Annotated in this window: 13 protein-coding genes; 2 read left to right on the forward strand and 11 right to left on the reverse strand. The window is 73.5% G+C overall.

Features of this window, described 5'->3' with window-relative positions:
* Positions 1-88: 88 nt before the first annotated feature.
* The 10 genes from ACH4K1_RS27280 to ACH4K1_RS27325 all read right to left on the reverse strand — a co-directional run bounded on the left by ACH4K1_RS27280 (position 89) and on the right by ACH4K1_RS27325 (position 12112).
* Positions 89-514: a DUF6507 family protein gene (locus ACH4K1_RS27280; RefSeq protein ID WP_398092225.1), complete on the reverse strand. Its 426-nt coding sequence runs from the start codon at positions 512-514 to the stop codon at positions 89-91.
* A 75-nt stretch (positions 515-589) separates the two neighbouring features.
* Entirely contained in the window at positions 590-901 is a 312-nt protein-coding gene (locus ACH4K1_RS27285; protein ID WP_228991320.1) for a pore-forming ESAT-6 family protein, read from the reverse strand.
* A gap of 58 nt (positions 902-959) precedes the next feature.
* Positions 960-1292 (reverse strand): hypothetical protein, encoded by a 333-nt coding sequence (locus ACH4K1_RS27290; protein ID WP_398092226.1) that lies wholly within the window; start codon positions 1290-1292, stop codon positions 960-962.
* A 115-nt stretch (positions 1293-1407) separates the two neighbouring features.
* On the reverse strand, positions 1408-2826 hold the full coding sequence (locus ACH4K1_RS27295) for a DUF6177 family protein (protein ID WP_398092227.1): 1419 nt from the start codon (positions 2824-2826) through the stop codon (positions 1408-1410).
* 71 nt (positions 2827-2897) lie between these two features.
* Positions 2898-6887, reverse strand: coding sequence for a type VII secretion protein EccCa (eccCa, locus tag ACH4K1_RS27300; protein WP_398092228.1), 3990 nt, complete (start codon positions 6885-6887; stop codon positions 2898-2900).
* A 64-nt stretch (positions 6888-6951) separates the two neighbouring features.
* Complete coding sequence (locus tag ACH4K1_RS27305) at positions 6952-8148, reverse strand: MinD/ParA family protein (protein ID WP_398092229.1); 1197 nt, start codon at positions 8146-8148, stop codon at positions 6952-6954.
* Positions 8149-8201: 53 nt separating this feature from the next.
* Positions 8202-9545 carry a type VII secretion integral membrane protein EccD gene (gene eccD, locus ACH4K1_RS27310; protein WP_398092303.1) on the reverse strand — a complete coding sequence of 448 codons (1344 nt, stop codon included), beginning with the start codon at positions 9543-9545 and terminating at the stop codon, positions 8202-8204.
* Positions 9546-9711: 166 nt separating this feature from the next.
* Positions 9712-10002: a hypothetical protein gene (locus ACH4K1_RS27315; RefSeq protein WP_398092230.1), complete on the reverse strand. Its 291-nt coding sequence runs from the start codon at positions 10000-10002 to the stop codon at positions 9712-9714.
* A gap of 100 nt (positions 10003-10102) precedes the next feature.
* Positions 10103-10372: a DUF1905 domain-containing protein gene (locus ACH4K1_RS27320; RefSeq protein WP_398092231.1), complete on the reverse strand. Its 270-nt coding sequence runs from the start codon at positions 10370-10372 to the stop codon at positions 10103-10105.
* Between the two features lie 129 nt (positions 10373-10501).
* Positions 10502-12112: a PucR family transcriptional regulator gene (locus ACH4K1_RS27325; RefSeq protein WP_398092232.1), complete on the reverse strand. Its 1611-nt coding sequence runs from the start codon at positions 12110-12112 to the stop codon at positions 10502-10504.
* A 177-nt stretch (positions 12113-12289) separates the two neighbouring features.
* On the opposite strand from ACH4K1_RS27325, the gene speB reads away from it, so the two are divergent.
* Together speB and ACH4K1_RS27335 are read left to right on the forward strand one after the other, a co-directional pair.
* Complete coding sequence (speB, locus tag ACH4K1_RS27330) at positions 12290-13288, forward strand: agmatinase (protein ID WP_398092233.1); 999 nt, start codon at positions 12290-12292, stop codon at positions 13286-13288.
* The gene (locus tag ACH4K1_RS27335; protein ID WP_398092234.1) at positions 13285-14967 is read left to right on the forward strand and encodes a thiamine pyrophosphate-binding protein; all 1683 of its coding nucleotides are present in this window, start codon (positions 13285-13287) and stop codon (positions 14965-14967) included. The genes speB and ACH4K1_RS27335 overlap by 4 nt, the downstream gene beginning before the upstream one ends.
* Positions 14968-15006: 39 nt before the next feature.
* Here the strand turns inward: ACH4K1_RS27335 and ACH4K1_RS27340 are convergent, their stop codons facing one another.
* On the reverse strand, positions 15007-15372 hold the full coding sequence (locus ACH4K1_RS27340; RefSeq protein ID WP_398092235.1) for a hypothetical protein: 366 nt from the start codon (positions 15370-15372) through the stop codon (positions 15007-15009).
* Positions 15373-15467 lie beyond the last annotated feature (95 nt).

Here is a 15467-nt window from a genome sequence, read left to right on the forward strand (position 1 = left end):
CCGACCAGCTCCCTCACCTTGGTGTCCAGCAGGGCGAGATCACCCGTGAAGACCGGTATGCCCTCCAGAACCACCGGCTGCGAGTCGCTCACTTCGCACCCCGCAGATCCCTCAGCACGTCCAGACGCACCGACCTCGCCGCGTCCTGCGCCTGCTTCGCCGCCTCGAGGTCACCCTCCAGGTACTCGTTCACCGCCGTGGCCGCACCCAGCACCGCCGCCTGCACCCGCTCCGACATCGACCTCAACTGCGGCTGCCGCGCCGTCACGTACTCACCCAGCGCCGCCGCCACCGGGCCCGACGCCGCCCGCGACAACGGCGCCTGCCCCGGTGCCACCGGACCATGCAACGCCGTACTCGCCGCCGACCCCGGAACCGCGGTCCCCGCCGCCTGCGCCGCTTCCCCCAGGTCCTTCAGCCACGCAGTCAGCGCCTTCTCCAGCTCACCGGCGTGCCCACCGACCACCTTCAACTGGCCCTGCACACCCTGCGGCCTGATGTCCCACCCGGTCATCCCACGCCCCCGTACGCACCACAAAACCGATCCACCCCACCGGGTGGGTGAAAACCATCGACCGTCGTCGGCCGGTCAGCCGATGCCGTCCACCGCCGCCTTCGCCCGCGACAACGTCTGCGCGGCCGTCGCGTCGTTCTTCTCCAGCGTCGAACGCAGCAGCCGGATGATGTTGCGCACCTCCTGCGACGTCGCGTACCACCGCTGCTCCTTGCCGTGGTACTCCTCCGCCACCCCGTCGGCCGCGAAATCGTTCATCGCCGCCTTCACCTGCGCGTCCCGCGCCGTCATCACCTGCTCCAGGCGGCCGATCACCACCTGCAGCGACGCCTGCACCTCCGTCGAAGCCCCGGTGTCGTACGAACGCCGATCCGTGCTGCCCGCCATCAGTTCCCCACTCCCCGTCAGACCCAAAACCCGGACTGACCGCTCACCACGAGCGGTGTCAGCGACCCGAGAACCGGGCCGCGTCGAAATTCGCCGACGCCATCTGCGTCCGCGCGTTCTCGCCCTGCTCCTGATCACCCGAACCGAACGCCGCGTCCATCCCCGACTGACCGCCCAGGATCCCCGACAACGACGCGTTCAACGCCTTCGTGATCTCGTCCGAACGCGTCTTGAAGTCGTCGAACGCGACCTTCCCGGCCCCGTTGAACTTCCCCTCCAACGGCTCCGCCGCAGTGATCAACTGCTGGATCAGCGTCCCCAGATCCGTACTCGCACCCTGCGAATCCGACAACAGCCTCGACAGGACCGACGCCCCCATGTCGAACTTCATCAACAACCCCCCGTTCCACCGAACACATCGAACGAACGTACGCGTACACCCTTGTCTATCAACCTCGGCATCGCTACTGCAATCTGCAATCGGCCAGATCGCGGCCGATGCGGAACTACGCCCCCTTGAGATGCCGCATCAGCCGCTCGAACTCCTGCCACCCGGACAGATCCGAAGGATCCCCCGGCAGCGGGTAGTACAGGGCTTGCCTGGTTCTCGGGCCGAGCGGCACCGGCCGTCCGTCCAGCGGGGTGCGGCGTGCCCGGTCTCCCGGCATCGCGCGGACCTCCTCCGCGCCCAGCACGAAGGCCAGCGGGACTCCGGGGCCCTCGAAGCGCGGGGGCACGGCGATGTCGCGGCGTGCTTTGCGAAGTTGTACGAGCATCGACTGGAGATGGTGGCGCGTGGCGAGCGCCTCCGCGGCCACGGGCAGAGCGTCCAGCGGCGGCTCCTCGTCCGCGCCGTAGCCGAACGCCAGCGTGACCTCTTCCTCCACACCGGCCGTCGTACGCGTGACCCGTACGGTGGCGATCCCCGGTCGCGAGCGGTGGCCGACCACGACGAACCAGGTCGGCTCCGGCGCCCGGCCGTGGGCGACATCGGTCAACCGGGCCGGGGACCAGGGGAGGTTGGCCGGTTCCGAGGTTCCCCAGCCGGCCGGCGGCTCACCCGTCAGCTCACGCCACACGGTCTCCAGGCCGCCGCCCAGCACCAGCCGCTCGTCCGCCGGGTGCACCATGCGGAAGGTCAGGCCGAGTTGGCGTTCGCCGGTGTCCTGGACCCGCTGGTAGGCGGCCGCCACCGGGGTGCGCGGTTCGTCCTCCACGGCGTCGGGGGAGAGCACCGGGTCGAACGCGCCGTCCTGCCAGCGCAGTACGGCTCCCGTCAGACCGTCGTAGTAGCCGTCCTCCTCGTCCTGGACGATCCAGCGGGACGGCCACCCGCCCAGCGCGTCCCGTACGGCGGGGGAGAGCGTGGTGCCCGCCGGGGAGACGATCTGGAGGCCGAGGCCCGCGGCAGCCGCTGCCCGGAAGGCGTCGGACAGCCAGGCCGTCATCGCCACCACCGGGCGGTCCTGGATGACGACCGCGACCTTCTCGGTGAGGACGTCGACGGCGGGCTGGGCGGCCGCGGGTTCGGGTGCGACGCTCACGCCCTCGGTCTTCACCACGGCGACCGAGCCGACCGAGTCCGGCGGCCAGGCGGAACCGCCCACCAGGGTGGCCAGCCGGGCCGCGAACGTGCCCGCCAGCTGTTCCGCCTCGGCGACGCCCGTCGTGGCGCGGGCCTCCGTCCACCAGTACGGCACCGGCGGCGGCACCGTCCCGAGCAGCCGCTCGGCCTCGCCCTCGACGGAGACCAGGAGCGGCGCTTCCACGGAGACGAGCGGGCGGCCCTCCGGATCGCAGAGCTGTACGACCGCCCCCTCTCCCCGTGTGTCGACGAGCTTGTCGGGGCCGCCTGCGAGCAGGCCCGCCAGGACGGCCCAGGGGTCGGGCATGCGGGGGGTGAGGGCGATGACGTCCTTGGTCATGGAGGGGTCGTCCGGTCCTTCGTCGTCGTTCGGCGGCGGGCATGTGCCGGGTGCTGTTCCGTCCCGGCGGATCAGGTCGGCGCGTACACCGTCTGGATCAAGCGGTTCGGCCGGCCCCGGCGGATGAACACGCCTCGTCCGGCCGCCTGTTGTGAGGCGTACACGCCGGGGAAGAGCTGGCCCTCGCTCCGGTCGCCCGCCATCACCAGGGCAGACGCCCCCGACTCCCGCAGCCCCTGCACCAGCGGTTCGTACATGCCGCGCGACGCACCGGCGACCCGGCGCGTCAGGACGAAGTGGAGGCCGATGTCGACCGCCGACGGGATGTACGGGAGGAACGGCGACAACGGGGACTGCCCGGCGGTCGTGAGCACGTCGTAGTCGTCGACGAGGACCACGATGCGCGGCCCCTTCCCCCAGTTGCCCGGCTCCAGGTCCTCCAGGCGGGCGTTCTCGTCGGGCAGGCGCTTCTCCAGTTCGGTGGCGATGCCCGCCGAAAGGCCGGCGCAGAGCTTCGCGTTGTAGGCGTATCCGCCGTTGAACTCCTCCGGAACCGCGCCTCGCAGCGAGCGCCGCGGGTCCATCACGGCGAACACCAGCTCGTCCTCGCCGTACCGGTCGATGAGGCCGTGCGCGACCGTCCGCAGCAGGTTCGTCTTGCCGCATTCGCTGTCCCCCAGCACCAGCAGGTGCTGGTCGTGCTGGAACAGGTCGAGCAGGACGGGCGCGAGCGCCGACTGGTCGAGCCCGATCGGTACGCGAGTGGGCTCGGCCGCCGGGCCCGGCAGCGAGTGCGGTTCAAGGATGTGGGGCAACACCCGTACGGGTTGGGCGACTTCGCCACCCCAGGTGGCTCGGACCGTACGGGCCGTGCGTTCCAGGACGGCCCCGAGGTCCACCGTGTCGGCGACACCGTCCGTGCGGGGGAGCGCCACCTGGGCGAAGAGCTTGGCGTCGGTGAGGACCCGGCCCGGCTCGTCCGGCGACAGGGTCTCGGCGAGCTTGCGGTCGATGCTGGACTCACCGGGGTCGTTGAGGCGCAGCTCGACGCGGGTGCCGAAGTTGGACTGGACGGCGATGCGTACGTCGTTCCAGCGCAGCATGCCCGCGACGACGTGGATGCCGTACCCGCCGCCGCGCTTGAGGACGTCGGCGATCGCGTCGTCCAGCTCGTCGAAGTCGTCGCGCAGCGCGCCGAAACCGTCGATGACCAGGAGGATCTCCGCCGATGCGAGCTCGGGCAGCCGCCCGGTCGCGTGCAGCGTGCGCAGCTGCTCGACCGAGTCGATGCCGTGCTCGCGGAAGAGGTCCTCGCGCAGCGCGAGCATCGCGCGGACCTCCTCGACGGTGCGCGCCGCCCGCTCCCGGTCGGCGCGGCCCGCGACGCCTCCGACGTGCGGCAGCCCCGCCAGCGCCTGGAGACCGCCGCCGACGAGATCGAGTCCGTACACGCCGATCTCGCGCGGGGTGTGGGTGAGCGCGAGGGAGAGGACGAGGGTGCGCAGCAGCGTCGTCTTGCCCGACTGCGGTCCGCCGATCACCGCCACATGACCGCCCGCCACCGTCAGGTCCAGGAACCACTGCCCCTGCCACTGCCGGGCCGGGTCGTCGAGCAGTCCGACGGGGACGCGGAGGGGGCGGCGGCCTGCCGCGTCCGTACGGGTCAGCCGCATTCCGTTCGGGCCGATGTCCAGCGGGCCGGCGACGGTGTCCAGCGCGGTGGCGGCGGGCAGCGGAGGCAGCCAGATGCTCCGTACCGGATCGGCGACGCCGGTCAACTGCTCGACCATGACGCCCAGTTCGGTCGGCCCGGTCTCGCGGCGGCGGGACGTCGGCTCCGGGGACGTCCGGGTTTCGTCCGGTCCGGCCAGGGTGTTGAACGCCTCGTACGGCAGCGCCAGCGGGCCGGTCTCCGCTTCGTCCTGACGACGGACCGGGCCGCGGTAACCCCCGGACACATACCCGGCCTTGAACCGCGTGTAGTGGCTGGTGTCGACCTTCAGGTAGCCGAAACCGGGCAGCGGCGGCAGGTGGAAGGCGTCCGTGGTGTCCAGGACGGTCCGCGACTCGTCGGCGGAGAACGTCCGCAACCCGAGCCGGTAGGAGAGATAGGTGTCCAACCCCTTGAGCTTGCCGCCTTCGATGCGCTGGCTGGAGAGCAGCAGATGGACGCCGATGGAGCGGCCGATCCGCCCGATGGAGAGGAAAAGGTCGATGAAGTCCGGTTTGGCGGTGAGCAGTTCGCCGAACTCGTCGATCACCACGAACAGGTGCGGCAGCGGATCCAGGTCCGGCCGCTTCTCGGCGCGCAGCGCCGCGTAGTCCCCGATGTCCGCGACGTTCCCCGCGTCCTTCAGGGCCTGCTGGCGGCGCTTGACCTCGCCGGCGAGCGAGTAGTGGACGCGCTCGACGAGCCCCGCCTGGTTCTCTAGGTTGGTGATGACGCCCGCCACGTGCGGCAGCTCCGCGAACGGCGCGAAGGTCGCCCCGCCCTTGTAGTCGACCAGTACCAGTGCCAGGTCCTCCGGCGGATGCGTGGCCACCAGGGCGAGGACCAGGGTGCGCAGCAGTTCGGACTTTCCCGACCCCGTCGCGCCCACGCACAGGCCGTGCGGGCCCATTCCCAGCTCCGAGGACTCCTTGAGGTCCAGCAGCACCGGCTCGTGGGAGTCGCTGATGCCGATCGGGACGCGCAGGAACGCGCGTTCGCCCCGGGGCGCCCACAGCCGGTCCAGGTCGAGCCGGGCCACGTCGTCGATGCCGAGCATCGCCGCGAACTCCACCGGCCCGGACAGCGGAGCGTCGACCAGCGACTCGGCGGACAGACGCAGCGGCGCGAGCATCCGGGCCAGGCCCTCGGCGAACGGGACGCCGGCCTCGTCCACCGTGCCGTGCGCCTCCACGGGCTCCGGCGTGCGCAGGTCCTCGACGGTCACGTCCGTGCCGTCGACGGTGATCCGTACGCTGACCTGTCCCGGCTCCTGCACCCGCCGCTCCACCAGGTGCAGGACGGTGACGCCCATCTCCCGCAGGCCGACGGCGTCGTCCGGACGCGGCAGATCGACGGCGTCCTCACCGTGCCCGTCGATCACGACGAGCAGCCGGGAGTTCATGGACAGAGCGTCCTTGCCGGCCAGCCCGCGCCTGACCTCGGCCGCGTACGAGGCGCGGCGGCGCAGCTCGGGGCCGAGCCGCCGTGCGAGCTGCGGTGCGGACGGGGCGATGCGGCGGGCGGCCACCGGGCCGTCGAACTGCTCGGTGTCCAGCAGGTGCGGAAGCCACTTGGCCCACTCCCAGTCGGCCATCCGGTCGCCCGGCGCGGCGAGCGCGATCGCCACGTCGTCGGGTGCGTGCAGGGCGGCGGCCTGGACCAGCAACGCACGGGCCACCCGCAGGCAGTCCTCGCGGGGCCCGACCACGCTGACGTCGCCGATCCGGTCCAGCGGGACGGTCAGCGGCAGTTCGGTGCCGTTGCGGAACCGGTTCACCAGCGCGGACGCCTCGTTGAGCATGAACAGGTCGGGCGGTGTGAGCACCGTCGAACCCGGCTCGGCGATCCCCAGCTCGCGTACCGGCATCTCGCCGGTACCGATCCGCACCCGCAGGAAGTCGTCGTCGGCCCTGCGCCGCTCCCAGAGGCGCGCCGGGTTCCGCACGATGTCGTACAGGGCGTACGGGGGCGGGTTCAGCACGTCCGCGCGTTCGCGCCGCTCGCGCTCCTCGGAGGAGAACTCTTCGCGCAGGTCCTCCACATAGGCGAGGTACGCCTCGCGCTGGGTGCGGCGGGTGCGCTGGGCCTTGCCGCGCTGGGAGAAGAGCAGCGCCACGGAGCCGATGACGGTGACCACGAGGATGATCGCGCCGAGGGCGGCGAACTGGCTGTTGCGGACCACCGTCATCATCACGACGGACGACATGACCCCGGCGACCGGCAGCAGCGACATCGCGATGTTGCCCGCCTTCCCCTCGGGGAGGTTGGGCGGCGCCTCGATGGTGCGGGGCGCGGGTGCGGCGGGCGGACGGGTGGTCCGTGCGGGGCGGTGGATCAGTCGGGTGCTCATCGGCGTGGTCCGGCGGGGAGGGCGGGGTCGGGGGAAGCGACGGCGGCGGTGGCGTGCATCGGGGTCACCTGCGCTTCTGGGAGAGCTGGAAGACCTCGGCGGCCAGCCGGGTGGCCGCCAGCCGCGTCGGCCGGGCGAGGAGTTCGGTGCGGAGCGTCCCGCCCGCCGCGAGGTGCCGGTCGTAGGGCAGCACCTGGACGGCCGCGCCGGTGGACCGCAGCTTCTCGGCGGCGGCCTCCACGTCGATGCCGGGACGGGCCGCCATGCTGGTGAGGGCCACCACGGTGCCGGCGATCATGTGGCGGGGCATCCCCTGCATCCACTGGAGGACCGCGTACGTGCTGGTGATGCCGTCCAGCGTGGCGGGGGCGGCCAGCACCCGGGCCTGGGAGGCGGAGAGCGCGACGCGGGCGACCTCGGCGGGCAGGGTCTCGCAGTCGACCACGGTCACTCCGAAGTAGCGGCGGAGCGCGACCATGACCCGCTCGTACGCCGAGGTGTCCAGCATCGCCCCGATCCGGCCCTGACTGCCGGGCAGCAGCCAGGCGTTGTCGGGGAGCTGGACGAGGTAGCCGGTGACGTCGAGCAGCGACATCTGCGGCTCCACGATGTCCGCCAGGTCTGCCGTGGTCCAGCGCAGCGCCTCCGCGCCGAGACGCAGGGGCAGCGAGCCGAGCGCCGGGTCGGCCTCCACCAGGAGGACCGGGTCCTGGCGGTAGTGCGCGTACGCCGTGCCGAGCAGGGCGGCCACCGTCGTCTTGCCGGCTCCGCCCCGGATGGAGGTGACGGAGATCTGCCGACCGGTGGTCACCGGTTGCTGGATGCATTCGGCGGTGCGGGTCAGCTCGGCGACCTCGCGCGCCGCCGACGAGGAGACGATCCGGCGTATCGCCCGCGAGGCCCGGGCGGCTGCGGGCTCACCCCTCAGCGGGCGCCGGGCCGTTCCGGCCAGCGCGCCGTCCACGACGGGCCGTGAGTCGGGGGAGGGGACCGGCCGTCGCGTACGGGCGGGGGGAGCGGCGGCGGGCGGCGACGCCGCCTGTTGCGCGGGCCACGGGGTGGCGGGTGCGGCGGAGGCGCTCGGGGCCGGCGCCCGACCGGAGGAGGGCGGATGGGGCGGTGTCTGCGCCGGGGTGCTGCCGGGACGTTCCTGCGGGTGCGGGTGTGTCCGCGCCTGTGTCTGCGGCCGGGGCTGCGGAGGCTGAGGCGTACCCCTCAGGTCGCGCAGCACATCGCGCTGCCAGTTGTCCCCGTTGGGCATGGCTGCCTTCCTCCTCCGCTCCGATGTCCCACCGGAGCCCTCCCGCATGGATGTCAGAACTTGCCGAGCAACTGGCCGTACACCCCGAACACACCGACGGCGAGCGGGAACAACCCCACCATGCCGATGGACTCGACCAGGTCGGCGGTGCGCCGCAGCCGTACCCGTACGTGCTCCGGGGGTTCCATCGACAGCGCGAGCAGGGGCAGCAGTGCCGTCACACCGAGCACGAGGACGGGGCCCACGCCGCCGGACGACTGCTCCATCCACAGCATCACCAGGCGTACGAGCAGGACGGCCGCCGCCGCGAACAGCGCCACCACCTCGGCGACCAACGGGAACGCACGCGCCCGCGACAGCAGCACCACCGCCACCAACGAGGGCAGGAGCACGGTCCACACCGTCGGCCTTCCGCCGAGCGTGAGGAGCCAGCCGGCAGCGGTCGCCGAGACCGCGGTGACCACGGTCGCGAGGGCGAGCCCGCGGTGCGTGGCGGCCAGCGCGTCGGCGACGTCGTGGCGGCTGACCGACACTCCGCCCGACCGGCGGTCGTCGAGCGCGGTGAGGCCGGAAGCCATCAGGGTGAGCCGGGGCAGCATGCCGAGCAGCACTACGGAGAACACCGCCATCGCGGCGCCCAGCCGGGCCGGCTCCGGCTCCACGGCCGCCACCGCCTCCCACACCGCGGCGACCACCGCTGTGGCGCCCGCACCGACCAGGCCCCCGCGGCCGAGAGGCGAGAAGAGGCCGAGCAGCGCCAGGGTGAGGGTCACCGCCGCCGCCACCACGGCGAGCCGCGCCGGGCCCGACCAGCCGTACGCGTCGGCCGCGGTCCAGGCCGTGAGGACGCCGAGGCCGCCCGAGACGAACAGCAGGGCGGTCGCCAGCCCGCGACGGCCCTCCCCGATCCGGGCGCACAGCGCACCGCCGACCAGGAGTCCGGCGGTGACGCCCGCCAGCACCACCGCCAGCGTGTCGAGCGGGACCTCACGCCGGGCCAGGAGTGCGGCGATCACCGCGAACGCCACGGTCGACGCACCGGCCGCGACCCGGCGCACGGCCGGCCGCCAGCGCCACGCCTGCACGTCGAGATCGTCGGCCACCTGGTCCGTGACGTCGTGGACCACGGGGGCGGGCGGCGCCGCATGGGTCCTGACCAGACGCAGTACGGCGCCGTCGCCGACCCCGGCCGACGCGAGCGTGCTGTCGTGCGGCAGGGCCGAACCGTCGGAGGTGATCAACTGCCGTGTCAGCGGTCGCGATGCCGCCCGGTCGTCCAGCAGCTGGAGTATGTCCGGCAGGAGTTGGCCGATGGGGGTGTCCGAGGGCAGCACGATGTCGGCCCGGCGCCGTTCGCCGACCAGGGTCACCCGGCTCAGTTCCGAGCGGGACGTCATTGCTGTGCTCACCACTTACGGGAACCTATCATCGTGATATTCCGAAAATTCGGGCCAATTGGGCAAAAGGTTTTGGGTGGCTGGGGTATTGCCCGGTTCGGCGAAAAGTCACCCACAGTGCCCGCCGCTGAATCTCATCCGTTCCGTCGCTGTGCGGCGGAGCCGGTCAGCGGCTCTCCCCGGCGCCGGAAGAACGCCCCGGCGACGCGTACGGCTGGGCCTGCCGCTGCTGCTTCTCCTGCTCCGCCTTCTGTTTGTCCAGGGTGTGCTGGAGGAAGGACCAGCCGACACATCCGGCGCAGAGCACGGCGGTGACGGCGATGCCCGCGAATACTTTCCCGAGCCGTTCGTCGGCCGTGCGCCGGGCGCGTGCCGCACCGAAGAGCAGGGCGTCGCGCATCCTGCGGCGCCGTACCCCCACCGATTCCAGCAGCTGGCTGTCGTAATCCCGTGCCATGCGACCCCCTTTGCCACTGCAACATACCGAGAGAAGGCCGTGGAGTACACGGCAGGGTGGGCACGAGGGGAAAAGGGGAGGGGTCCGCGCCCCGGCCCGGTCAGTCGGAGATCCGCTCCTCCAGGCGCACGGTCACGGTGTCTCCCTCCTCCTTGCCGATCGCCTTGCGCACATCCGCCTTCACCGGCAGCTTGTGCGTGCCGTCGCCCAGAGCCATGAACGAGCTCCGGAACGGATGGCCGTCCACGGTGCCCCGGACCTTCACCAGGCCGCGGGTGCCGAAGAACGCGGCCGACTCGGGCCACACCACGTAGGTCCAGCCGCCCTTGTCCGGGCTCTTCCGCAGGGTCGCCGTGAATTGCTCGTCCATGGTGGGTGCCGCCTGTCCGGGAGTGCGCGACGGGGCTCGTCGCGGTGGTCACAGGGGAGACCGGTGCGGGCGGGAAAAGTCATCGGTGGGCCGGACGCCGCTCGGGCCCGGCGCGCTTGCCCCGGGGCCTCACCCCTGCCGCAGCGCGAACCACAGCTCCGCCCGTACGTCCATGTCGTCCAGGTCCATCCCCAGCAACTCGCCGCACCGCCCGATGCGTTGGCGGACGGTGTTGCGGTGGACGGCGAGGGCCACCGCCGTACGGTCCCAGTTGCCGTGCAGGGAGAGCCAGCAGCGCAGGGTGTCGGCCAGAGGCGCGGTGAGCGGGGCGAGCAGGGCGCGGGCGTGGGCGGCCGCCTGCTCGGGCGGGACCAGGGCGGCCAGGCCGCTCACGGGGGCGTCCACCACCAGCGGGGCGCGGGTCGCCCGGGCGCGGGCCAGGGCGCGGGCGGCCAGGGAGTCGGCGGCGTCGAGACCGGTGACGGGGGTGGGCGCGGACGCGCCGAGGGTCCAGCCGGGCCGCGGGGCGACCCCGCCCCCCTCCGGCAGCAGCAGGCGGACCGGGACGTCGGCCCCGCCTTCCACGCCTCTTCCGCCTCCCCCGCCTCTTCCGCCTCCCACGTCGATCAGGGCCGTGCCCAGCGACGCGCCCAGCGCCCCGGCCGTCAGGGCGTCCGCCGGGGCGCCGTCCGTGCGGCGGGCGTGGACCACCGTCCAGAGGTCGGAGCCGGAGCCGGAACCGGAGTCGGGGCCGGGGGCGGAACCTGGACCGGGGCCGCGGCCGAAGGGAGAACCGGGGGCGGAGCCGCTGCCGCGCAGGAGCGGGGCCACCTCGGAGGGGGAGGCGCCCAGCAGCATCCGTACCAGGGCCGCCGAACGGACCGCCGCGTCCGCCCCCTGGTGGGGCGCCGCCAGCAGCGACAGCAGGACCACCGCGATGCCTGCCACCGTGTGGTCACCCGGGCCCCGCTGCCGGGCGGCCAGCGCCAGGGCCAGGCCCTCGCCGCCGCCCAGCGCGTAGGCGGACAGGCGGAGGCCGTCGTGCGCGTCCGTGGCCGAGGCGGGGGCGCCGGGGCGGCCGCCGGCCACCACGCGGGCCAGGCGGGTCAGGGCGGCCGCCGCCTCCGGGCCCACGTCGCCTCCCGCCGCGTGCACCTCCTCGCCCCGCGCCGTCACCAGGACGGCCCGGCCGCCGAGCTGCGACGCGAGCTGCTGGAGCACCGCCGGTACGGGGTGGGGGCGGGCCGCCGCCGTCGCCAGCGCCTGCTGGGCGCGGGCCACCCGGCGCAGCTCGCGGTGGCGGGCCTCGGCCATCAGCCGCCACACCGCCCGGGCGATCGCGGTGAACGGGGTGCGGGGCGGCACCTCCAGCAGCGGCAGCCCGTACCGGTCGCACGCCTCGACCAGCCCACGGGGCACCGCCTCGTGCACCGGCCGCACCCCGAAGCCCAGCGCCGCCGCCCCCGCCTCCACCAGCCGGGAGACGTAGTGGTCCGGGTCGGCGAGCAGCACCCCGGCCGTCAGCAGCAGCTCCCCGCCGAGGAGGTACGGGTACGGGTCGGCCATCTCCGAGGTGTGCACCCACAGCAGGTCGGCCTCGACCGGGCCCGCGATCCGGCGCAGACCCAGCTCCTCGCGGGCCAGGAGTTCCGCCAGGGGGACGGGCGGGGTCGGAGGGGCGGTCGGCGCGGTGGCGTCCGTGGCCGGGGGCGGCGTGTACGGCATGGACGGTTCATCCATTCAGGGCGAGGAAAGTGGAGCAAACGTACACTTCAGTGTGGGCTTTCGGCCGCCTACCGTCTTCCTCGCGCCCCCTCCGTCCGCCCGGACGGCCCCGGCCCCCCGGGTCGCGCAGCACACCACCGCAGACCACCCGCACACTCGACCCCGTACGCAACCGAAGGAAGGGCACACCCCATGAGCAGCACCGAGTCGCCGCGCGGCCCCATCGACTCCTCCCGCGTCCCGCGGTACGCCGGGCCCGCGACGTTCGCCCGGCTGCCCCGGCTCGACGAGGTCGGCCGCACCGACGTCGCCGTGGTCGGCGTGCCCTTCGACACCGGCGTCTCCTACCGGCCCGGCGCCCGCTTCGGCGGCAACGCGATCCGCGAGGCGTCCCGGCTGCTGCGTCCGTACAACCCGGCCCAGGACGCCTCCCCGTTCGCCCTCGCCCAGGTCGCCGACGCCGGGGACATCGCCGCCAACCCGTTCAACATCAACGAGGCCGTCGAGACCGTCGAGGGCGCGGCCGACGACCTGCTGTCCACCGGCGCACGCCTGATGACCCTCGGCGGCGACCACACCATCGCCCTGCCCCTCCTGCGCTCCGTCGCCAAGAAGCACGGGCCCGTCGCCCTGCTCCACTTCGACGCGCACCTGGACACCTGGGACACCTACTTCGGCGCCGAGTACACCCACGGCACCCCGTTCCGCCGGGCCGTGGAGGAGGGCATCCTCGACACCTCCGCCCTCTCCCACGTCGGCACCCGCGGCCCGCTCTACGGCAAGCAGGACCTGACCGACGACGAGAAGATGGGCTTCGGCATCGTCACCTCCGCCGACGTCATGCGGCGCGGCGTCGACGAGATCGCCGACCAGCTGCGGCAGCGCATCGGGGACCGGCCGCTGTACATCTCCATCGACATCGACGTCCTCGACCCGGCGCACGCCCCCGGCACCGGCACCCCCGAGGCCGGCGGCCTCACCTCCCGCGAACTGCTGGAGATCCTGCGCGGGCTCGCCTCCTGCCACCTGGTCTCCGCCGACCTGGTCGAGGTCGCCCCCGCGTACGACCACGCCGAGATCACCTCCGTGGCCGCCTCGCACGCCGCGTACGAGCTGACGACGATCATGTCCCGCCAGATCGCCGCGGAGAAGGCGGAGAAGGCGGAGAAGACGGCGCAGGACGCCGAGTGAGCCACGACCACGACGACCGGCCGCGGCTCACCGCCGCCCAGGCCGCCGCCGTACTGAGCCCGCCGGAGGGACGCAACGGCGGCGACCTCGTCGTCGAGTCCCTCCAGGGGCTCGGCGCGACCACCGTCTTCGGGCTGCCCGGGCAGCACGCGCTCGGCGTGTTCGACGCGGTGCGCCGCTCCTCCCTCCGGTACGTCGGGCTCCGCGTCGAGAACAACGCGGGCTTCGCCGCCGACGCGTACGGCCGGATCACCGGCGAGGTCGCCCCGCTCCTGCTCTCCACCGGGCCCGGCGCGCTCACGTCGCTCGCCGCGCTCCAGGAGGCGGCCGCCGCCTCCGCCCCCGTCCTCGCGATCACGAGCCAGATCCCCGTCGCCGGGCTCGGCGGCGGGCGGCACGGCCACCTCCACGAGCTGCGCGACCAGCAGGCGTCCGTCCGCGACATCGTGAAGTCCGTCCACACCGTGCGGACCGCGTCCCAGATCCCGTCCGCGATCGCCGCCGCCTGGGAGTCCGCCCTGACCGCCCCGCACGGGCCGGTCTGGGTGGAGATCCCGCAGGACGTGCTGCTGGCCGGGACGGTCCTGCCGGTCGTCAGCGCCATGGACGCCACCCCGCGCGAGCTCTACCCGCGCCCCGAGCTGACGATCGCCGCCGCGCACCTGCTGTCGAACGCCGAACGACCGGTGATCATGGCGGGCGGCGGCGTCGTCCGCTCCGACGCCGCCGGCAAGCTGCGCGCCCTGGCCGAGAAGATCGACGCCCCCGTCGTCACCACCTTCGGCGGCAAGGGCGCCTTCCCCTGGGAGCACCCGCTGTCGCTGCGCTCCTGGCTGGAGGACCGGCACACCACCGACTTCCTGGAGGACGCGGACGTCCTGCTCGTCGTCGGCTCGGGCCTCGGCGAACTCTCCTCGAACTACCACACCTTCCGCCCGCGCGGCCGGGTGATCCAGATCGAGGCGGACGCCGGGAAGCTGGAGTCCAACCACCCCGCGCTCGGCATCCACTCCGACGCCCGCGAGGCGCTGGCCGACCTCCTGGACGCCGTCGAGCGGCGCGAGGACCCGGAGGCCGCCGAGCGGGTGCGCACGGTGCTGGAGAAGGTACGGGCCCGGATCGACGCGCAGGACCTCGCCCTGGAGCAGCAGGTCCTCGCCGCCGTCCGCGAGGCGCTGCCCGACACCGCGCCCAGCTTCTGGGACATGACGATCCTGGCGTACTGGGCCTGGTCCGCGTTCGACGCCCGCCGCCCCAACACCATGCACTCCGCCCAGGGGGCGGGGGGCCTCGGCTACGCCTTCCCGGCGGCCGTGGGAGCCGCGGTCGCCGACCCCACGCAGCCCGTGCTCGCGGTCTCCGGCGACGGCGGCGCGATGTACTCCTTCGCGGAGCTCGCCACCGCCCGCCAGTACGATCTGCCGCTGACCTGGCTGATCGTCGACGACGGCGGCTACGGCATCCTGCGCGAGTACATGACGGACGCCTTCGGCGAGACCACCGGCACCGAGCTGATCCGCCCGGACTTCGTCGCGCTCGCCGAGTCCTTCGGCGTCCCGGCCGTCCGGACCGCCCCCGAGTCGCTCGCCGCCGACCTCGGCAGGGCCCTGGCGGCCCCGGGGCCGTCCGTCGTCGTGCTGCCGGCGCTGCTGCGGATGTTCGAGCCGACGCACCTGTAGGCGGGACGGGCGGGCCCGGGGCGCCCCGGGCCCGCCCGCTCACACGTCCGCGAGCGCCTTCCCGATCGCGGCCTCCTGCGCGGTGACGCCCTCCTGGAACCGGGCCCGCTCCGCCGCGTCCCGGATCTCCCCGGGCAGCTCCCGGCGGAGCGGCAGCAGGTCCGGCAGCTGCCGGAAGATCACCCCGGCGGCCCGCCCCTCGCCCCGGTTGGCGGCTCCGAGCAAGTACCGGCCGGCCTGCCACAGGTGCACGGTGAGGTGCTTGCGCGGTTCGGTGGACAGCTGCCGCCTCGTCCCCGGCCTCCCCAGGGAGTGGTGAGCGCCCTCGCTGAGGCGCTCCAGCGCGGCGAGTGCCGCGAAGAGCTGTCCGCAGCGGTAAGCCTCGGTGAGCCGGTCGTTCGCCATGGTTCCTGCCCCCTTCGGGTGCCCTCCGACGAGGAGGCACCGGTGCCGTCGCGCATCACTACCCACCCCGCCGGGAACGCGAACCGGACCCGGGC

Source organism: Streptomyces sp. NPDC017448 (genome assembly GCF_044330565.1).
Taxonomy (GTDB): Bacteria; Actinomycetota; Actinomycetes; order Streptomycetales; family Streptomycetaceae; genus Streptomyces.

Coding starts and splice junctions, on each gene's coding strand:
- ACH4K1_RS27315 (WP_398092230.1), bottom strand. CDS start 10,002: ATGGCACGGGATTACGACAGCCAGCTGCTGGAATCGGTGGGGGTACGG.
- ACH4K1_RS27340 (WP_398092235.1), bottom strand. CDS start 15,372: ATGGCGAACGACCGGCTCACCGAGGCTTACCGCTGCGGACAGCTCTTC.
- ACH4K1_RS27285 (WP_228991320.1), bottom strand. CDS start 901: ATGGCGGGCAGCACGGATCGGCGTTCGTACGACACCGGGGCTTCGACG.
- ACH4K1_RS27325 (WP_398092232.1), bottom strand. CDS start 12,112: ATGGATGAACCGTCCATGCCGTACACGCCGCCCCCGGCCACGGACGCC.
- ACH4K1_RS27290 (WP_398092226.1), bottom strand. CDS start 1,292: ATGAAGTTCGACATGGGGGCGTCGGTCCTGTCGAGGCTGTTGTCGGAT.
- ACH4K1_RS27280 (WP_398092225.1), bottom strand. CDS start 514: ATGACCGGGTGGGACATCAGGCCGCAGGGTGTGCAGGGCCAGTTGAAG.
- speB (WP_398092233.1), top strand. CDS start 12,290: ATGAGCAGCACCGAGTCGCCGCGCGGCCCCATCGACTCCTCCCGCGTC.
- ACH4K1_RS27295 (WP_398092227.1), bottom strand. CDS start 2,826: ATGACCAAGGACGTCATCGCCCTCACCCCCCGCATGCCCGACCCCTGG.
- eccCa (WP_398092228.1), bottom strand. CDS start 6,887: ATGAGCACCCGACTGATCCACCGCCCCGCACGGACCACCCGTCCGCCC.
- ACH4K1_RS27305 (WP_398092229.1), bottom strand. CDS start 8,148: ATGCCCAACGGGGACAACTGGCAGCGCGATGTGCTGCGCGACCTGAGG.
- eccD (WP_398092303.1), bottom strand. CDS start 9,545: ATGACGTCCCGCTCGGAACTGAGCCGGGTGACCCTGGTCGGCGAACGG.
- ACH4K1_RS27320 (WP_398092231.1), bottom strand. CDS start 10,372: ATGGACGAGCAATTCACGGCGACCCTGCGGAAGAGCCCGGACAAGGGC.